The organism is Solibacillus merdavium (assembly GCF_014836935.1).
GTDB classification, from domain to species: domain Bacteria; phylum Bacillota; class Bacilli; order Bacillales_A; family Planococcaceae; genus Solibacillus; species Solibacillus ferritrahens.
This window is the reverse complement of the sequence record NZ_JACSPW010000003.1, coordinates 169154-188904: the sequence shown is the minus strand read 5'-3', so window position 1 is coordinate 188904 and position 19751 is coordinate 169154. Positions and strand designations below refer to the sequence as shown.

Here is a 19751-nt window from a genome sequence, read left to right as displayed (position 1 = left end):
TTTTAATATGAAATAACGGGAGTAATAGCCAAAGGGATTTGGAAAACGAGCAATTTCCAAATCCCTTTGGCTATATTACATTTAATTATCCTTTAACAGAACCTGCTGTAATCCCGGCAATGAAGTAACGTTGTAGGAATAGATAAGCAAGAATCATAGGAGCTGATGCTATTAAGACTCCCGTAAATAACAGCGGATAGTTCGTAGCATATTCTCCTTGGAATTCCAACAAAGCAAGAGGAAGCGTTTTATAATCATTGTTCGTAATAAATAATAATGGATACAATAAATCGTTCCAGTGCATTACGCATAGGAAAATTGCTGTTGCTGCAATGGAAGGCAATGATAAAGGTATAGCAATCTTATAATACATTTTAAATTCACTGGCTCCGTCAATTGTAGCTGCTTCAAATAATGATTTAGGAATAGATTTCATAAATCCAGTTATTATAAAAATAGCTACTGGCATTGTGACAGCAATATTAACTAATATTAAACCTAGCAAACTATTAGTTAACCCTAAATTATATACTAGCTGATAGAGCGGTATCATATTTACTTGAGCTGGCACCATCATCCCCAGCGTAAATAAAGAAAAGATAATGACACCAATCCATCCAAACATTCTCGTTACACTATATGCAATCAAACTTGCAAACAATAGAGTAAGCGTTACAGAGAAAAACGTAACAATTACACTGTTCAAGAAATAACGGGACATTGGTTGTTCTGTAAAAATAGATACATAGTTTTTAAAGCTTAAACTGCTCGGTAATCCTAATATATTTGAAAATACCTCTGATGTAGATTTAAATGTTGTAAGTACGACAATCATCATAGGTATAATGACGACTAAAGCAAATAATGTTAGAAGTATGAATCTTATAATCCGCATATCCCTTCCCCCCTATTCCTGGACCTTGCTAGCTCTCAAAATTCTAAATTGCAGTACTGTGATAATAGCAATAATAATCATAAATAATACCGATTCAGCTGAAGCATAACCGAACTCAAAGCTTCTAAATGCAGTCGTATAAATGAGAGTTGCCAAAATTTCCGTTGAATAATTAGGGCCACCACGAGTCATTGCGAAAATCAAGTCGAACGCTTTAAAGGACTGAATGGTCGTATATGCCATAACAATAGTCGCTGATGGGGCAATCATCGGCCAAGTAACATACCTAAAACGCTGCCAACGACTTGCGCCTTCTATATTAGCCACTTCGTATAAATCTTTAGGAATTGCTTGTAGTCCTGCTACGAAAATGACTAACATTTGACCTGTATGGAACCAAACTTGTGTTACAGCTACTGAATAAATAGCTATATTTTGATTACCTAACCAACTTTGCTGTAAAAACTCAAGGTTTAAATAACCAAGAATCGTGTTTAATATGCCGATATTTGGGTCATAAACAAATGACCAAATAAACGCTACAGAAACTGAACTTAAAATTGTCGGGAAAAAATATAATGCACGTAAAAATACATTCGTCTTTGTGTTTTTAATTAAAAACAGTGCAAACAGTAACGAAAAGCCTGTTTGGAAAATTAATACAAAGAGCATAAATTTCAAGTTATTGCCCATTGCCTTTAAGAATATTGAATCATTTGTAAGTATATTTATGTAGTTATCAAACCCAACTATGTTATAGTCTGGCGAAAGTCCGTCCCAATCTGTAAAAGAGTATATTACAGCATTAATAGTAGGAATGATAAAGAAAATAGAATATAAAATTAAACCTGGAATTAAAAATAGTAGTAAGACCTTATTCCTTTTTAAGTTCATCCAATCATCCCTTTACATTAAATAGAGTAGGGGAAAAAAATCCCCCTTTTATCAAATATTTTGATCTACAATCTTTTGAGAATCTTCAGCTGCTTTTACCGGATCCGTTCCATTTAATACAGCTTGTATTGAAGCAATAACAGCTTTTTCTACATTAGCATTCGGGATTAAATAACGTGGTTGGAAGCGGGTGTTTTTCTCAAACCATTCTTCTGCTGATTTTAATTCTTCAGATGTATACTCTACGTCATTAACTGTTACGTGTTGACTTGTTTTATTTGCGTATTCCTCAGCGTTTTCTTTTTCAGATAAGAAAGATACAAACTTTTTGGCCGCTTCTTTTTTACTTGATTTCGAATTTACTGCAAGCATGAATGTAGTTGTATGAATCCCTTCCCACACAGCTTCACTTTCTGAAACTGTAATTGGCGCAAGTAAACCTAATTCAATATCTGGATTGATCTCTTTAATGCCCGCTACTGCAAATGAACCAGTTGCAAGCATAGCTGCTTCACCGTTTGCAATCATGGCAATAGCACCTGGATGATTTGTTCCTAGAGCACCATTTCCTAAATAGCCTTTGTCGTTTAACTCTTTAAATTGTGTAAGTGTTTTTACCCACCACTCATCTGTAAGCCTAGCTTCCCCGGCTATTAGCTTGTCAAAAACATCTTCTTCAGGAGCATTGTTCATCATCATAGAGTTCATGAACTGTCCCGGGCCAATATCTGCACCTGGGAAGGCAATCGGAGTATGTCCTGCATCGGCTATTGCTTGGCAAAGGGCTAAAAATTCTTCCCAGCTTTTAGGGTTTGGATCTAATCCTAATTCCTCAAATAATGTAGCGTTGTATATAGGCTGATTAAATACAAGCTGTAACGGTACTGCATATTGCTTGTCATCTGCCTGACCAGCTAAAATTAATCGCTCATTATAGTTTTCAAGAAAATCTTCATTGGATAAATCCTCAAATAAACCTGCCTGTTTAATTATTTCAAAATGAGAACCCGGATAGCTTGTAAAAACATCTCCTGTTGAGCCGTCACGTAATAACGTTTGCGCTGTAGATTGATATTGTTCTGATGGATAAATTGTCATGTCTACTTCAATGTCTTTATTTTGTTCTTCGAATTCAGCTATTAGGCTATCGAAAGCCTCTTTATCTTCGCCTCGCCAATGAATGAAGCTAATTTTCGTTTTACCATCGCCGGCCCCACTATCAGAATTACTACTTGTACTCCCTACACAACCAGATAAAACAACTGACAATATTAAAATACTAACTAAAAACATCCTTTTCATACTTGGAGTCCCCCTTTTTTCTTCCATTATTCGATTAATATTTACATGACAACAAAATCGGTTCACTATGTAACACGCAGTTATAGTTATCTTTTTAAGGTCTATTCAAGAACTTATTAAATGACTGCATAATAAAAAGAATTTTATTTATTCAATTCTCACTCCTACTCTTTATTTATTATTTTTTAGTTTACTAATGGTGGTTGTAATAGGATTGCACTTAAAATTGGAGATGTTACACTTGGGGAAATTTACTGGCTGAGACAAAACCAATAATTTCATATACCCCTATTAAAAGTTAAGTAAACCTATTTTTTGAAATATGTTTGATTAATTAAAAATTACGATATTTATATGTTTTGGAGCATGTACTAATTATTAATATCATTATTACCAATATTGATAAACAAAATTTTCTGAATTTTATTGCAATTAAAAATTTAATATATTACAATAACTAGAATTCAATAGAAAGCTGAGGTCACATCATTATGGGAGTTTTACAGAAAATAGGTAAGTTTGCGGGGAATACATTTGCGATTTGGGTACTCGTCGCAGCTGGTTTAGCCATCTGGTTACCAGAATATTTCACTTGGATTGGCAGTTACATCACCTTGTTACTCGGAATTGTTATGTTTGGTATGGGGATGACGTTGAAAGTAGATGATTTCAAGTTAATTCTTCAGCACCCTAAAGGCGTCATCATTGGGATTGTTTCACAATTTGTTATTATGCCATTACTAGCGTTTGCATTAGCCAAGATTTTCAACCTGCCACCGGAAATTGCGGTTGGGGTTATATTAGTAGGTTGCTGCCCGGGAGGAACTTCATCTAACGTTATGACATTCCTCGCAAAAGGAAATACAGCATTATCCGTTACAATTACATCATGTACGACATTACTAGCCCCTTTTGTAACACCGGCTCTTATTTACTTATTAGCAAGCGAATGGTTACCGGTTTCATTTATGGCCATGTTTATGTCGGTAATAAAAGTGGTATTAATTCCAATTATTTTAGGTATCATTGCGCAGTTCTTATTTAAACCACTTGTTGAAAAAAGTGTTGATATTCTTCCAACAGTATCAGTTGTTGCCATCGTCATGATTGTTGCAGCTGTAGTAAGCGGAAGCCGCGACAAAATTTTAGAAACAGGATTAATTATCTTTGCAATTGTCATTTTACATAACGGTTTAGGATACTTACTCGGGTTCTTAGTAGCGAAACTATTTAAACTACAGTACGATGATCAAAAAGCTGTCTCAATTGAAGTGGGTATGCAAAATTCTGGCTTAGGCGCACAATTAGCAATGGCCCACTTCGATCCAGTAGCAGCGGTTCCAAGTGCCATTTTCAGTTTCTGGCACAATATTTCCGGACCAGTTCTTGCTACGTATTGGGGTTCTAAAGCGGATAAGAAGGAAAAACAGTAACTAAATATTAGCTAATCAATTTGAAAAGTGGTACGAATTTAAAAATTCATACCACTTTTTCATTTGAATAATTTAGACAGTGCCTTTTATTGTTTAACATCGAGTACGAAAGTTTTAATACATTCCTAAATTAAATAAATGTTTAAATTTGTGAAAGTTATCTTTCCCCTTTGCAACTTCTTCGGTTATAAACACTTACAATAGCTCATTCTTTTTAAAATAACATAGCGTATACTATTTATGTAATAATTCCCTAATTTAGCGGGTTATTTACTATAACAAAGAGTAAAGTTAGGAGAATTTTATGAAAAGATTATTACTGATACTTGCTGTAGTTGGTATTATACAAATAGCGAGTACGCTATACTATGACACAAAGATGCTGGATGAACCGATTCCTGTGGCTGGTATGATTGACTTTGCAAACAAAACGATTAAATTTTCATATGTAACAAATTCATTAGATCCGCATGAATTCCAATCGATAGAGTTTAACGGGCACCATTATTACCCGGAACAGCCATTTTCGATGTTTAATGCGCAGCCACAGACTACGCTTGAAACATATGTTAAATATACGTATTACAGTATGATTTCACCGGTTATATGGCTTTATGACAATGAAGATTTAACTCCTTTAGAGGGCGTTACAAAAGGGACAATTCATTTTAAGAATGGAATTACAACAACGATCCCACTTACAACTTATGAGTATGAGGAGATCCCGCAGCTTCAGTCATTATCTAGTTCTGTCGGGACAGATGGCACGTCCGGTTTTTATAAAGTATTAGAACCCTTTACTTTAAAACAAGTAACGGTCGTGGATAATCGGGTTGACCTGCTGAATTTCAAAATAAATGGTAAGGATGTACAGCTTCCCCTAACTGCACCACTTCAATTTAACACCGAAGATAAACTATATATTGAGACAACAGACGGCGAGGCTCAATATGAAATGGAGCTATTTAAACTGGAACTGCATATTATGGATGCCGAGCAAAAAGATAAAATTTTGACCTTGACCCAATTTTTAAATACGAAACCAAGTGAGGACTGGGTAAACAATTTAGTGAAGGAGCGTGGCGAGCTATGAACTTTCACAAACTTATTATAATCGGGATTTTGTTTCAGTTTTTTGACATCAATTTTGGCACCTTTGATATTTTTCCGGATTTTATCGGCTTCATTATTATTGTTTATGCGTTTTCAAAAGTGGAGGCCCAATATGCCAAACTAGGTGCGATCTGTGCTACGGTACTTGCCATAACGTCAATAATTGGAATAGTACAGCCTGAAATGTTCGTTCCATCTACAAATTTAACGTTCCAAATCGTTGCTATATTAAATGGGCTTCTTTCAATTCTCTATCTTTCCTGTATTTTTTCTGTTTCAAAAGAAATTTTACGTGGTGAAGAGAGTATGTTTCCTAGGCTCTATATTAGCTTACTATTGTTATTTCAGTTGTTTACTTACATTGGCATACACTTTGCAGTTGACCTTTACGAGATCATTCTTCTTGCAACTAATGTATTGTTGTTTTGCTTTTATATTTATTTCATCGTGTTTCTATGGAAGCGTAAAAATAAGGAAAACAGACTTTCCCGGCGGCGTGGTTCCAAAGTTTCTTTGGATTGAATTGCGTAGTCAGAAAAATAGAGGAACTAATTTCCGTTATTTTAAAAAAACTTAAAAAACAGTAAAAATAAGGGGAAGAATTTCCGTTATTGACCTAAAAAAGATGAAATTTCACGATTTTATTTGAAATAACGGTAAAACGTTCCCTTATTTATCCTAAAAATGAGCTACATCATACAAATAACGGTAAAATATTCCCTTATTTTAGGGGGGCACCGAAAAACTTGATATGTCGCTTTCTATCTATCGGAAGCTTCAGCGCTTCTATTCCATCACTTTATTACCAGGGGAATTTTTCGGATTGGCGGGCCTCGCAAACGGCAATAAGTGCAGTGATAAAGACATGCAGACGTGGTTTTAGCGCTGTCTTGCTGTAGCCCATTTATAAAGTGAAATTTTATTAGAAAATCTTCCCCACGTTATAGCGACCAACTGTATCTAAAAAAAGACAAATGCTGTTATATATAGCACTTGTCTTTTTTTAAAATTATTTTCGCTTTGAACATTCACTCATTAATAGTTGTTAATCTGATATTCGTTCATTTTATGGGCTAAACGAATTGTTGCTTGTGCTAATTGAGCATACGTTACTTCACTATTTGGCTTCAGCAGATTATTTTCTGCCTCAAGTAATCCCAATCCATACGCTAATGCAACATAACCGCGTAGCTCCTGATTTACTTGTGCTGCATCACTGTATTTTAAATCATATATATCACTAAGTTGCGCTGGCTTATCAAGCTTCAGCGTACCGATTACCCATTTTGCCAGTTCTTGATTTGAAAGAGGGGAAGTTGCGTTAAATGTTTTAGTAGAGGTATCAAGCATCCCCATACTTAAGGCGCGTGTTACAAATGAATACAAAGGATGTTCAGACGTTATATCTGTAAACGTTTGATCCGTCGTTTCATACTCGTTATATCTCGAGCTATAATACATATAGGTTACTGATTTCAATAATATTTTTAGCGCTTCCTCTTTTGTAACGGATGCATCTGGATTAAATGATTCATCTACCTCTAAAATCCCTGCATGAATTAAATAATTTAATTCCTCTGCAGCTGTTGGATGCGTGATTTTAGGCTTGTCTGAACTGCTCATTCCATAAGCATCTAACCATTCTCCTGTTTTGGCATCAATCCCAGCAGAGGACCCTTCTTTGAATACCGATTGATAGACTAAGCTATAATGCTGTTCATTACCCACTTTTGGATGATTCACATATTGCAGCTTTAGTTTCAACTCATCTTTCAACATTTTTGTTGCTTCCTGTTCTGATAAAATATCAGTTGCTGCTGGCCACTCCAAATCACCATAATCGCTTATATACAAGTTTACTAAAGCACCTGTATTGGCATCGACACCTACTGAGATATTGTCTCCTACTACTGTTAAGCCATTCACGATGCGTGGGAACGTAAAGTTATAACTGTTATTGTAACTCTCGTGGTAGCCATCATTTACAGGCAATGCAAACTTGTGAGCAGATGAAGGTATCCATTCTTTCACAAGGGCGATCGCTTTATCCAATGCCTGTTTTTGTGTTAATTTTACATCTGCCTCGCTGTCATCACTTTCTACTTCGAGATGACTTTTAATATCACTATACTGAATGAATTCTCCTGTTGCTTTATCAATTGTTAGTACAGTTCCTGTTCCACCATTCCGATAGTTATACATATATTGAATGTTGAAGACTTCTTTACCAGTCTCCGATGTTGTTTCATCAACTGCTCCAATTTCTAGTTGAACACCTTTTATATCTGTGGCAAGTAATTTCTCAGCCAATGCTCGCGCCTGCTCTGCTGTCATGTTCGGCTGTTTTGCCGCTAAGGGCGCAGAAACAATTGATGTAATTGGTTTAGCAGATAATGTTGATGACAGCCCGTCCAAAGTTAACCATTCCCCTGTTTGCGCATGGATACCTGAAATAACTTGGCTATTTGGTTCATAAACAAGCTTTACTTTGTGATCCCCTGTTGAATAATCAGGTACAATTGTATATGACAACTGTGCTTTTAAAGCATCTTGCAAGCGGTTAGCAATGGAAGATTCATTTTGTTTTTTGGCTGGATCATCATACGTAAAATTATTTTTTGGAGGTGTTGTTCTGTAAAATGATGACACTGTGCCATCCCCTAACACTCGTATATTAATAGTTTGATCCGAAATTGGTATACCGGAGTTTTTCTTTTCATACATAAACGAGTATTCAACAGGCTGCGTTAAAATTGAAGATGAGTAAAAATCATGTGCGTTTGGCACAAGCTCATACCCCTCGCCTTTATTGAACTTTTCTAAAAATTTATCTGCTACCTTTTGCGCTTCTTCTTTTGAATATTTTGCCGGGAACAATACATCCTTAGTGTTTACTGGTTGATAATAAAAACTCTCTAACTCTAACGTTTCTCCAACAAATCTAAAACTTCCATGTACATATTGATTATCAATATGCTTCGTAAAACTCAGTTCATAACTAACCGTAGAATCTGTAGTACGTGAGAAACCTGCACCTGTACGAAAATCTTTTTCACTCACATTTGAGAATTCATTCGGAAATAACTCTCTAAACCGCTTCATTAAATCCTCTTTTGTTACCGTTGAATTCGTTTGCGCTACTTGAATTGGCAATGTCTCCATACGCTCATTTCCTAACGTTGAAGCGCTTGCCATTGGTGCTAATAAACCTACAGATAACGCTGTTGCAGATAACATTGCACCTGCTTTTTTAAAAGTTACCACTCTTCATCCCCCAATCTCTTTTTTATAAAACACACATGTTACACTTTCATTATACCTAACCTCCAAACAATAATTTTAAATTATTCAAAATATTACCATAAAAATTTTAGTCACGTAACGGAATATATAATGGGTTTAGAAATGGCTTGGGTAACTAGTAAAAAGGGCAACGAGATAATATAAACTCGTTGCCCTTCTATTATTTAGACTATTATTCAGCCAATGCTGACTTTTCTTTGTCTTTTTCACTTTCCGTTATATAAAGCGCACATGTTAAATCGCCAAAACAGTTGACCATTGTACGTGTCATGTCCAGTAGACGGTCAATACCAATAATTAATGCAATACCTTCTACAGGTAAGCCTACTGATTCCAATACCATGGCAAGCATAATCATACCTGCACCCGGAACTGCAGCTGTTCCAATTGATGCCAATACCGCCGTCATAACAACAATTAACATTTGAGAAAATGATAAGTCCACGCCGTATACTTGTGCAATGAAAATTGTTGCAACACCTTGCATGATTGCTGTACCGTCCATGTTGATAGTGGCACCAAGCGGTTGAACGAAACTACTAATTCCTTTTGGTACATTTAATTTATTTTGTGCAACTTCCATCGAAATTGGTAGTGTAGCACTACTGCTTGATGTACTAAATGCAACGGTCATTGCAGGAAGATAAGCTTTAACAACTTCAATCGGATTACGTTTTGCTAATACTTTTAACGCACTTCCATAAATCAGTATGAAGTGTATAAATAAAGCCAATAATACAACCATCATATACCAGAACATCGCCTGTAATGCATCAAAGCCTTGCTTACCTACCGCTGATGCAATTAATCCAAATGTTCCGTACGGTGCAAATTTCATAACTAAGGTTACAAGGAACATCATTAGTTCATTTCCCTGTTCCATAAAGCGTTTTACTAAATCTACTTTTGAAGCTAAATAACTTATTCCTAGTCCAATAAAGATTGCAAAGAATATAATTTGCAGCATATCGCCACTTGCCATTGCATCAATCGGGTTCGCCGGGATAATACCAAGCAGTGTTTCGGATACAGGTGGTGCTTCAGTAGCCTCATAGCTTGCTTCCTGTACATCGAATTGACCTTTATTACCTGGTTGGAAAATCACTGCTAAAGCAATACCAATTGTAATAGCAATAGCTGTCGTTGTTAAGAAAAACAGCATCGCTTTACTTCCCATCCGACCTAATGCTTTCGGGTCACCAATATTTGCTACCCCTACTACAATTGAGAAAAACACTAGTGGTACGATAAGCATTTTAATTAAGTTTAAAAAGATCGTCCCTAATGGTGTGAAGAAAAATCGGTCTGCTTCAGTAAAGAATGAAGGCGCAGCAAGGTTTAATCCTATACCGACAATTGCCCCTAACCCTAACGCCCATAAAATTTTTGTTGCTAGTTTCATAAACTCACTTCCTTTTACTTAGATAATTTTTACGTATTATAGAATAATAGATACTTATTGTAGAACATATTCAGACACCACACCATAATACAAGCTTTTTCTGTTTGATTTTTGACATTATTCTAAAAAAAATTAAGCATGACCTACAATTTTCATCAAAAACATTCTTCCATTTGAGTAACAGAAAGCCAATGATTTAGTAAACATCTCTTAACTCGTATTTAGTCAGCCGAACTCAACTTTCTCCTCTCTTTACCCAATTTTCTGATAAAAATAAAACTCCCACAAAAAATCTTTGGTCCCTACGTGCATAAATGGTAAAACTTCCCCTTATTTATCTAAAAATGAGCAACATTATTCAAATAACGGTAAAATCTCCCCTTATTTCTTTATCGTTAGAAATTCCCCAAAAAAAAATGTCCCCTTTTACCTTCAATACTGACATATGTATGGTGAAGGGAGATGCACATTATGGTATTCGATTATTTAAAAACATATCAAACTTTTAAAACAGTAAAAGAAATGGACGAGGCAGTAGCCACTCACCTTTCCGATCATGAATTAACAGGTAGTGAGCGTAATGTAATTTTACGTATCGCTCAGTCTGCACTTGCTTATCCTGGGGCCGCGCATTTAAAGGCTAAAACAATTGCCGATAGTGTCGGGATTAGCACGAAAACAGTGTATCGCACTGTAAAAAAAGCATCGGAACTTGGGATTTTATGTGTTGTTGCAAGCACGAAACTAAATGGGATTAAAGGGGCTAACATTTATCAGATTTTACATGTCCCATCGGAAATGTCCGAGCGGGTCCTAGCTGAAGAAGTGCATGAAATCGAGGACTGTGGAGGTTTTTCAACTAACGAAACTATCTCTTTTAATCTTTTTAAAACAAGCTCTTTAAAAGAAATATATAATAATACGCTCACACAGATGAATGAGTGGCAAAAAACATTGTATGAGTTTTTAATAAGCTTGCCGTTAAATGATGAACTAAAAGATGGGTTACGGTCAGCTATTTTAGCAACACCGATTCAAAATATGCGTGAATTTACGGTTGCTAAAGATGCCATGTGGCGAATTATTCAAGACATTTATGACGGAAAATTAACGGTTCGGACGACTTTACGTGCAATTTATAAAGGGGCGTATGACAAGGCATTGGCACGTCCAGTTTTACCAGAAGCAAAAGAGCAACAGCCGAAGCAAAGTACAAGACCGGTTCCATTTTACAATTGGCTGGCGGAGCGATAAAGAAAATTTCACCTTTTTTTATTTGTTAAATGGGAGCCGGTGGATTCAGTTATTTTCCTACTGTTGTGCAGTTATCAATATACTTGCTTCCCCATTCTGGTTTATTAATCGTTGGATAGAGCTTTTCCCCCAAATGAGTTAAAGAATTTCGAATGTGAAATCTGAGCAATTCATTATTGAAGCAGTACATTATAAACGAACGAACTCGTTTCGAATAAATAACTAATGATTTTTTATTGGTGATTTTTGGATGACGCGTTGCATAAACTTTTGACTTTTTAGCAAATGCTAAGCAAACCGGAGTTTCTATAAAAACGTAAAAAGCCAAAAAACGTAATTAAATTAACGTTTCTCGGCTTTTCTTTTATAATTTTAGCGTTATATCATTTTTTAAATATTCTTAAAAACTTTAACAAAGATTTCTTGAATAGCTAAAAATATCATCCACCCTGCTATACCTAATGAGATTGACCATATTAAATGCATTGAATTTTTCATTCCTATGTATACAATCACCAATAAAACCATCGTTGCTGGTAACCCCATTAAAACACCTACTATAAATTTATTTAATGTCTCAGCTTGTTCGCCCTGAATCGATAGCCATAAAATACTTAATAAGCTAACTAAAGGTAAAGCCGCTATTATTCCTCCGTAAGTAGGAAATCTTCTCGCAATTTCTGTCACTAAACCGATAAGGATAGCCGAAACTGCTATTTTGAATATCGTATACATCATTTTGCACGCTCACTTAATATTTTTAGGCTATTCATCAAATCAAATCTTTCTTTATCACTTAAAGAATGCATAATATTTTCAAGCTTCGACTCATCTAAGCTGGTGTTTTTTTTGAGAACCTCTTTACCTAATTTCGTTAAATGCAGAATTACCTTTCGTTCATCCACATCACTTCTTGACTTAAAAAGAAATCCCTTGCCAACTAATTTTTTCACATGTTCAGATGCAGTATTATGCGAAACCTTTAAATACTCTGCGATATTTCCCACACTATTTAAATCTGTTTTCTCTATCATTTGCAAAATACGTACAGCTTGATGCGAAATCTGCTCTTCATGTGCATAGTGAAGGGAAAAATATATATCCGTCCAGTACTGGTTCAATAACTTTATTTCTTTATCCAATTGATAACCCCCTTTATATCGCTCGAAATGATTATATCGTTAATTACGATATATAATTAGTTTACCATAATTTAGTACAATAAGAACAGCAGAGAAATACTTGGCACATTTCACTCGAATATTTAAACCTGTTATTAACTATTTTTAACCTGTTACTAACGATTTTAGAAAGCATGAAAAAAATAGTGCTACACTTTTGTTCATGAAAGGAGTTACTGATGAAAGTTCATCTACATATTGAAAATGACTGTAAAGAAATCGAAGTTCATATCCACGCCCCAAAATTTGATGAAACAATCGAACAATTGATGAGAAAAATTAATAGTTCATCACCCGAAAGTATTGCAGGTTACTCAGACGGAGACATTCACCTACTTAAACTATCGGAAATTTATTCAATTTTCACCGAGAATGGAAAAGTATTATTACAGACAGAAGAAGAGGAATTTGAAGCGAAAAGTAAGTTGTACGAATTAGAGGATCGCTTTCAATCAAGCTTTATACGAGTCAATAAATCGATGCTCGTAAATATCGATAAAATTGTCTCCATCCAAGCAAAAGTACTCGGCAACCCTCAAGTCGTTTTAGCAAATGAAACAGTCTTCCCTGTCAGTCGTAATTATTTCAAACTACTAAAAGAAGCACTCGGTTTAGGAGGTGTTGGCAAATGAGGAACTTTTTAATAAGCTGCTTTGTCAGTGTCTTTATGTCTTATTTCATCATTGCACTTATTACTTACAATGATGCGACAATTACCTGGTCCGGTGCAGATTTGCTACACCAATTTTTATTAGCCCTTTCATTAGGCGTTATCATTGGTTGTGCAAACAGTTTATTTTTAATTAAACATTGGCCTTATATAGCGGTTTTAACACTTCATTATGGAGTTGTCTTATGTTCCGTATATACTATCGGGCTTTTTGGGAATTGGTTTTCATTTAATGAACCATCAACATTAATCCTTCTGTTTATACAATCTACAGCCATCTATATTATCGTTTGGTGCTTTATTTTCTTTTCGCTTAAGCGTGATATTAAACGAATGAACGATGTTTTAAAACAAAACCGAGGTGAATAACATTGACTTACGCCATTGAAGTCTCGAACTTAAAAAAGCATTTTGGTACGATTGAAGCAGTTAAAGGGATTCATTTCCAAGTGAAAAAAGGTTCTTTATTCGCCTTTTTAGGCAGTAACGGTGCCGGTAAGTCAACGACAATTGAAATTTTATGTACATTACTTGAGAAAACAAGCGGTGAAGTAACGATTAATGGGCACCGACTCGGAACGATGAAGGATAATGAACGGATTAGGAAATCAATTGGGATTGTTTTTCAGCAAAGTTTGCTTGATAAAGAGCTGACTGTAAAGGAAAATATCATCCACCGTGGACGCTTTTATCATTTAACGAAGGCACAGTTAATTGAAAATTATCAATTCGTTTGGCAATATTTAAAGCTTGGAGAAATAGAGCTTAAAAAATATGGTCAATTGTCTGGTGGTCAACGTAGACGAGCCGATATTGCCCGTGCAATAATCCATAAGCCATCGATCTTATTTCTAGACGAACCGACTACTGGGCTCGATCCTCACACCCGAAAGTTCGTATGGGAAACGATTGAACGACTACGGAAAGAGATTGGTATGACAATATTTTTAACTACCCATTACATGGAGGAAGCAGCAAATGCGGATCAAATAGTCATTATTAAAAAAGGAGAAATTATTGCTCAAGGCACACCAAATGAATTGAAAGAACGGTTTGCATCTGACCAGATGGTACTTTCCTTTAAAAAGGAAGCTGATATTCAACAAATAGCCGAACAACTCGGCTATGTAATGGTGCAATTCGGTGATGTTTATAAAGTGAATATCCCCTCTACTTTACATGCGATTCCGATTATCGAACGGATTCAACCATTCCTTACATCATTTGAGGTGATTAAAGGCTCGATTGATCAAGTATTTATTCATATCAATGAGGAAGCAGGTGACATGAATGCTACTTAGTTTAGTCAGCCGAAATAACAAGGTATTCTTTCGCAATAAATTGCTCGTTTTCTTCTCTTTGCTTTCGGTACTTATTTTAATTGGGCTTTACGCCATTTTTTTGCAGAACCTTCAATTAAACTCCATTGCTGAATATGTTCCTGTTACACCTGAAATTGAAGTATTAGTCAGTGAATGGATGGTCGCTGGACTTTTATCAATAATCGCCATGTCGGCAACTCTCGGGGTATTTGGGATTTATATTAAAGATTTAGAGGCAAAAACGACAGCAGATTTTTTAGTAACTGCTGCGTCGCGTTATAAAATTCAGTTAAGCTATGTAATCAGTTCTTGTATTATTGGGTTTTCCATGACTTTTGTCGGCTTTATTTGCTGTGAAATTTTCATCGTTTCAATCGGCGGTGAATTGCTTTCTCCCATCGCAATGTTAAAAGCGGTCGGTATTTTAATTTTAGCGGTGGTCATGAGCAGTATGATCAATTTATTTATCGTGTTATTCATTAATACGGAAACGGCATTTTCTACAGTGAGCACCATTAGTGGAACATTATTAGGTTTTTTATGCGGCATATACGTGCCAATGGCGGTATTGCCAACTGCGATCCAATCTGCCATTCACTTCTTCCCAGTAAGCCATATAACTGTATTACTGCGCGATGTATTTACGGCACAATCCGTTGAAAAAGTATTTGCCGGTTATGAACTTTACGCTAAAACGTACAAAGTCGATTACGGGGTTATTTATGAAATTGATGGTTCCATCCTTTCGAGTTTGATGAGTTTACTATTTGTACTTAGTACGATTATTGTTCTTGGTACATTGTCTGCTTTAGTGTTTAGAAGGAAGTATAAATAGCGAAAAAGAGTATTGCACCTATCCCGGCAATACTCTTTTGAATATACTTTTTAATTTACTTCGACTACTACTACATAAACAATTGGAAAGCGTTCGTATGCTTCAACAAAATCTTTTTTCTCTTCAACAGTTAGTTTTAATGGTTCTGTATAGGTTGTTGAATCTTCTTCTGACAAGGATCCAAACATTCCCAAACGGTATTGTCCCTGTTTAGTAACTACTTTATTTTCTGCCTCTTTGAAAATTACGCCCCATTCCGTCAAATCAATCAACATTTTCTTTGATACTGCGTGATTCTTATCTTGAATAGCTCCAATCAAAAACACCTCTGCCGCATTATCCGGTCTAAACATAGAAAATTGTACGCTGCCATTTCCTTTGAAATTGTTGCCAAAATAAAATTCCCTATCATCAATAAATTGACCATTTTCATAAACTTCAACAAACATCGTGACACTTTGTTCTTCTTTCAGATTAAATGCTTGTTGGAGATTAAACTCAGCTGCACTCGATAGGATGTCTTCACTTGTTTCAGCTTCATTTGAACATCCTAATAGAGAGAGACATAATAAAAACAACAATAAAATTCTTTTCATATGTAGCACCATCCTTTGTAGACTTCTTCAGGGTAAGGAGAATAAATATACATACAAATAGCTAAAAAAATGAAGGAACTAAGAATTGCTAATTTATTTTTAACCTTGCCCTCTTTATTTATCAAAGTAAATAAATATTTTAGCACATTAAATCCAATTAGTTCCGGATTATTCTGGGTATGTTGAAATAAGCGGAGTTTTTACCGCTATTTGCAGTAGAGAACTAGTTTAGGGTGAAAATAAAGGGAAATTTTCCCCTTATTCCATGGAAATACACCCGATATCGTGTTTTTTGGGGGCAATAAGGGGAATTTCTTCCCTTATTTTGTCACTCACCCTCTCTTACCTCAAGGAACATAATAAAAAATTCGAAGCCCAGTAGTTAGGCTTCGAAATTTTTTGCCAATCTTATTCCATCAGCTGCTTCGCAATTTCTTTGACGTCCTTATCTTTGGATTCTTTTGAATAGCGTTGCACAAGCTGTTCAATCTCCGTACCTTGCCAATAAGATTTATTATAGTTTTGGAGTGTTTGGATCGTAATGTATTGCAGATGGTAATCTGTTGTTTTTAAAGTTTTCAATAAAAATTGTAAGCCTACTCCGTCATACTGTTCCAATTCCTCCAAAAGCACTAACACAACCATTTTTTGATCCTCATTCAGATCATTGAAATCCCAGAGTGAATTTGTAATTTCGAGGAGCTGTTCGATAATTTGTACATTTTCAGCAGAAAATAATGCCATATAATACTTATAGTTTTCTGGATTACTTTTTAATTTCAGAAGCACTATATCCGTAATATCGGCATTATAGTATTGTGCTACTGCCAATGCGTAATCCTCATCCCCTTCTCCATTTCCCAATATTTCGAATGCCTGTTTCAGGTACTCTGGATTTTTCGCAATCCCCTCTATATTTTCTTCTACCGCGCGTTTTTCATGTGGCTTCCAGTTTGTCGAGAATCGGTCTTCCCAAGTTTCTTCATCATATTGTAAATAATCATGAATTTGCGTTAGTATATAAAACTGCTGAAGTGTGCGGCAATGTGTCTTTGCATGATATGTGTAGCGCATCATCACTTGGCCAGCATATTCATAATCATCCATCATTTGATAAGAACCTTCATATAATAATCCTAAAATAATTGTACCGGCACCTTCATATATCTTTTCAGAAATGGCGGATTCATGTAGCTCTATATCAAGCTTTCCTTTGTTTGCACACATTAAAGCAGATGCATTGCCTGGAACTGTATCCTTTAATCCTTCAAGTAATATCCACTGACGGATGTCCTCATTAGATGCATCCAAAAAGTTCAACGCCTCTAACTTACCCCATCCCGTTACATTTTTTGCGACATGCCAAACCGTTTCATTGCTGTTAGTAGTCCCATTCGTTAATGCAAAAAGGGCTACCCCAGTAAATTCTTCATGTAGAGCGATAATTTTAAGGCGCTCCTTTACTTCTTCGCAATTTCCTGTCCCTAGAACAATAAGCGCAAATTTCACAACTTCTCGATGTGCACTATGCTCAAGTAACCAAAGTGCTTCTTCCTTTACCCGACTTTCCACTTTTTCGATTTCAGAAAACTGTTCTAAAAACTCATAATAATAACTAATTACTTTTTCATCTTTTATTTTTTCGTAAGTAGCTTTCCTAGTTTGATCAGTTGGATTGTTCATCTGTTCTAAAAACAGTTTGATCAGCTTTTTTGTATAAAAAGGCGTTACTTCTTCCGTATGAAGCTGATCTGCAAATCCAGGTGCATGTTTTGGATAAAATTCATCATATAAAAAAGCATCATCCGGTAAATCTTTTGTTATTAACTTTTGATTTGCAAGAAATTGCTGTTCAATAAATGGCACGATAAATTCCTTATTTGACCAGGGTAAAAATTGTAGTTTCATCGCGTCATGTAAAAGCTCTTTTCCGTCTACTTTAACCGTTACATTCAGTTTTACAAATCCGCCTATTTTAACAAATACTTTATGTGTCTTCCCGCTGCTAGATTGAAACTTCCCTTTCAATGTTGAAAATGGCAAGATATGTGTCCAGATGGATTTCCGAACGTTTTGGGCTATAATTTCACCATCAACCTTCAATACTTCCTCCATCATCTCATTAATAATCTCTATTTTATGTCCTTCAAAATCGAGGACCCAATATTTTTCAACCTCTTTTGCTACATCATTTTGTATATTGCGCATTTCTCGCTTAAATTCTTCTTTAAATCCCATTGTTACGCTCCCTAATTTCTCATATATTACTCGTATATCATAACAATTTTTTCTATTTTTTTTAGCAAATAGCACTAAACAGACAAAATAATAGCAAAAGTATTCAAAATTCCTTACTTAAATGTCAATATTTCCAAAATTTAATATAAAAAAAAAGGACTAGCGCATTTACTAGTCCAAAAATTTACTATTGTGTACGCACAACGACTTTTCCGTTATGCTCACCATTTATAACTGCATTAAATGCAATGCTAGCCTCTTCTAAAGGATAGCTATAGCCGATTACCGGTTTAAGTTGCTGATTATCAAGAAGTTTTGCCACATTCTGAATAAGTTGCTGATGTTCTCCTGCTGTTATATTAAATAATACCATGCCACGAACGTCACACTCTTTTTGCATAATTAGACGTGGATTTATATTAATTTCCCCACGGTTTCCTACAACAACAATAACACCTTGCTTTGCTATCATTTGCAAATCTGTTTGTAAATTCTCGTTTGCCAAAAATTCAATAATAACATTTGGTCCTTTTCCATCCGTTTGTTCTAAAACGGTATGAATTGTTTGTTCCGTAATATGATCAAGAACAATATCTGCTCCTGCCTCTTTTACAAGCTGTTTGCCGGATTCCCGACTTGCTGTTCCAATTACTTTTGCGCCTAATGCTTTTGCAATTTGAACAGCCTGTAAACCAACCGCTCCACTTGCCCCGTGAATAAATACGGTTTGCCCAGCTTTTACATTCGCTCTTCCCACTATAGCTCGATATGCTGTTAAAGCCGGAATACCTAACGCGGCCCCTTCCTCAAACGAAATATGTTCCGGAATTGAATGAACAAAGCGGCTTTCACAAACAATTTTTTCTGCAATCGTTCCAGTTGTATCACCATTTGGTAAACTCGCAATAAATACTCGGTCCCCAACTTTCACATTTGTTACGAGATCCCCAACCTCTTCTACAATACCTGCACCATCTAGCCCTGGCGTGTATGGTAGTTCTGGTTTTATGGCATATGTACCTGTCGAAGTATAAACATCGCTCGGATTCACTCCCGCTGCATACAGGTTTATTCGCACTTCATTTTTAGATGGTGCTTGTATTTCGGTTTGCTCGACAACTAAATTTTCCGTTGTACCAAATTGATTGATTCGTATCGCTTTCAATGACCTCACCTCAAAATATATAGTATTTTAAGAATATTAGAAATTTTAATTTTTGTATAGCGATTGCCACTTTAAAAAATAAAAGTAGCACAAACCATTTAGAAGGTCTGTGCTACTTTTTAGCGTTTTTTATTCAGTTAAATTAAAG

General features: G+C 35.6%; 18 protein-coding genes. 8 read left to right on the top strand and 10 right to left on the bottom strand.

Features of this window, described 5'->3' with window-relative positions:
- Positions 1 to 85 precede the first annotated feature (85 nt).
- Genes H9632_RS05470 through H9632_RS05460 form a run of 3 tightly spaced genes read right to left on the bottom strand, consistent with a single transcriptional unit; the run spans position 86 to position 3091 of the window.
- Positions 86 to 895: a carbohydrate ABC transporter permease gene (locus H9632_RS05470; RefSeq protein WP_191703105.1), complete on the bottom strand. Its 810-nt coding sequence runs from the start codon at positions 893 to 895 to the stop codon at positions 86 to 88.
- 12 nt (positions 896 to 907) lie between these two features.
- Positions 908 to 1789 carry a carbohydrate ABC transporter permease gene (locus tag H9632_RS05465; RefSeq protein ID WP_191703104.1) on the bottom strand — a complete coding sequence of 294 codons (882 nt, stop codon included), beginning with the start codon at positions 1787 to 1789 and terminating at the stop codon, positions 908 to 910.
- Positions 1790 to 1840: 51 nt separating this feature from the next.
- Entirely contained in the window at positions 1841 to 3091 is a 1251-nt protein-coding gene (locus H9632_RS05460; RefSeq protein WP_191703103.1) for an ABC transporter substrate-binding protein, read from the bottom strand.
- A 491-nt stretch (positions 3092 to 3582) separates the two neighbouring features.
- Between H9632_RS05460 and H9632_RS05455 the strand changes: the two genes are divergently transcribed.
- The 3 genes from H9632_RS05455 (at position 3583) to H9632_RS05445 (ending at position 6159) form a co-directional block, all read left to right on the top strand.
- Positions 3583 to 4524, top strand: coding sequence for a bile acid:sodium symporter family protein (locus H9632_RS05455; RefSeq protein WP_191703102.1), 942 nt, complete (start codon positions 3583 to 3585; stop codon positions 4522 to 4524).
- Positions 4525 to 4828: 304 nt separating this feature from the next.
- Positions 4829 to 5617 (top strand): hypothetical protein, encoded by a 789-nt coding sequence (locus H9632_RS05450; protein ID WP_191703101.1) that lies wholly within the window; start codon positions 4829 to 4831, stop codon positions 5615 to 5617.
- Positions 5614 to 6159, top strand: coding sequence for a hypothetical protein (locus H9632_RS05445; RefSeq protein WP_191703100.1), 546 nt, complete (start codon positions 5614 to 5616; stop codon positions 6157 to 6159). Before H9632_RS05450 ends, H9632_RS05445 begins: the two co-directional genes overlap by 4 nt.
- A gap of 513 nt (positions 6160 to 6672) precedes the next feature.
- Here H9632_RS05445 and H9632_RS05440 read toward each other — a convergent pair.
- Both H9632_RS05440 and H9632_RS05435 read right to left on the bottom strand, forming a co-directional pair.
- The gene (locus H9632_RS05440) at positions 6673 to 8901 is read right to left on the bottom strand and encodes a YcdB/YcdC domain-containing protein (protein ID WP_191703099.1); all 2229 of its coding nucleotides are present in this window, start codon (positions 8899 to 8901) and stop codon (positions 6673 to 6675) included.
- Between the two features lie 211 nt (positions 8902 to 9112).
- Positions 9113 to 10342 carry a dicarboxylate/amino acid:cation symporter gene (locus H9632_RS05435; RefSeq protein ID WP_191703098.1) on the bottom strand — a complete coding sequence of 410 codons (1230 nt, stop codon included), beginning with the start codon at positions 10340 to 10342 and terminating at the stop codon, positions 9113 to 9115.
- A gap of 471 nt (positions 10343 to 10813) precedes the next feature.
- On the opposite strand from H9632_RS05435, the gene H9632_RS05430 reads away from it, so the two are divergent.
- Positions 10814 to 11596, top strand: a complete 783-nt coding sequence (locus H9632_RS05430; RefSeq protein WP_191703097.1) for a helix-turn-helix domain-containing protein — start codon at positions 10814 to 10816, stop codon at positions 11594 to 11596.
- Positions 11597 to 11986: 390 nt separating this feature from the next.
- Here H9632_RS05430 and H9632_RS05425 read toward each other — a convergent pair whose 3' ends face one another.
- Together H9632_RS05425 and H9632_RS05420 are read right to left on the bottom strand one after the other, a co-directional pair.
- A complete protein-coding gene (locus H9632_RS05425) occupies positions 11987 to 12331 on the bottom strand; it encodes a DUF3147 family protein (RefSeq protein WP_191703152.1) in 345 nt (114 codons plus the stop codon).
- Positions 12331 to 12738 carry a MarR family winged helix-turn-helix transcriptional regulator gene (locus H9632_RS05420; protein WP_191703096.1) on the bottom strand — a complete coding sequence of 136 codons (408 nt, stop codon included), beginning with the start codon at positions 12736 to 12738 and terminating at the stop codon, positions 12331 to 12333. The genes H9632_RS05425 and H9632_RS05420 overlap by 1 nt, the downstream gene beginning before the upstream one ends.
- A gap of 218 nt (positions 12739 to 12956) precedes the next feature.
- Here H9632_RS05420 and H9632_RS05415 point away from each other — a divergent pair, with 218 nt between their 5' ends.
- The 4 genes from H9632_RS05415 to H9632_RS05400 are packed head-to-tail and all read left to right on the top strand — an operon-like array spanning position 12957 to position 15604.
- Positions 12957 to 13409: a LytTR family DNA-binding domain-containing protein gene (locus H9632_RS05415; RefSeq protein ID WP_191703095.1), complete on the top strand. Its 453-nt coding sequence runs from the start codon at positions 12957 to 12959 to the stop codon at positions 13407 to 13409.
- Complete coding sequence (locus tag H9632_RS05410) at positions 13406 to 13816, top strand: DUF3021 domain-containing protein (RefSeq protein ID WP_191703094.1); 411 nt, start codon at positions 13406 to 13408, stop codon at positions 13814 to 13816. The genes H9632_RS05415 and H9632_RS05410 overlap by 4 nt, the downstream gene beginning before the upstream one ends.
- A gap of 2 nt (positions 13817 to 13818) precedes the next feature.
- A complete protein-coding gene (locus H9632_RS05405) occupies positions 13819 to 14748 on the top strand; it encodes an ABC transporter ATP-binding protein (RefSeq protein WP_191703093.1) in 930 nt (309 codons plus the stop codon).
- The gene (locus H9632_RS05400) at positions 14738 to 15604 is read left to right on the top strand and encodes an ABC transporter permease (protein ID WP_191703092.1); all 867 of its coding nucleotides are present in this window, start codon (positions 14738 to 14740) and stop codon (positions 15602 to 15604) included. The genes H9632_RS05405 and H9632_RS05400 overlap by 11 nt, the downstream gene beginning before the upstream one ends.
- Positions 15605 to 15654: 50 nt before the next feature.
- Here H9632_RS05400 and H9632_RS05395 read toward each other — a convergent pair whose 3' ends face one another.
- The 3 genes from H9632_RS05395 to H9632_RS05385 all read right to left on the bottom strand — a co-directional run bounded on the left by H9632_RS05395 (position 15655) and on the right by H9632_RS05385 (position 19612).
- Positions 15655 to 16200 carry a hypothetical protein gene (locus H9632_RS05395; protein ID WP_191703091.1) on the bottom strand — a complete coding sequence of 182 codons (546 nt, stop codon included), beginning with the start codon at positions 16198 to 16200 and terminating at the stop codon, positions 15655 to 15657.
- A gap of 408 nt (positions 16201 to 16608) precedes the next feature.
- Complete coding sequence (locus H9632_RS05390) at positions 16609 to 18438, bottom strand: hypothetical protein (RefSeq protein WP_191703090.1); 1830 nt, start codon at positions 18436 to 18438, stop codon at positions 16609 to 16611.
- Positions 18439 to 18625: 187 nt separating this feature from the next.
- Complete coding sequence (locus tag H9632_RS05385) at positions 18626 to 19612, bottom strand: NADPH:quinone reductase (RefSeq protein WP_318247672.1); 987 nt, start codon at positions 19610 to 19612, stop codon at positions 18626 to 18628.
- Positions 19613 to 19751: the final 139 nt, after the last annotated feature.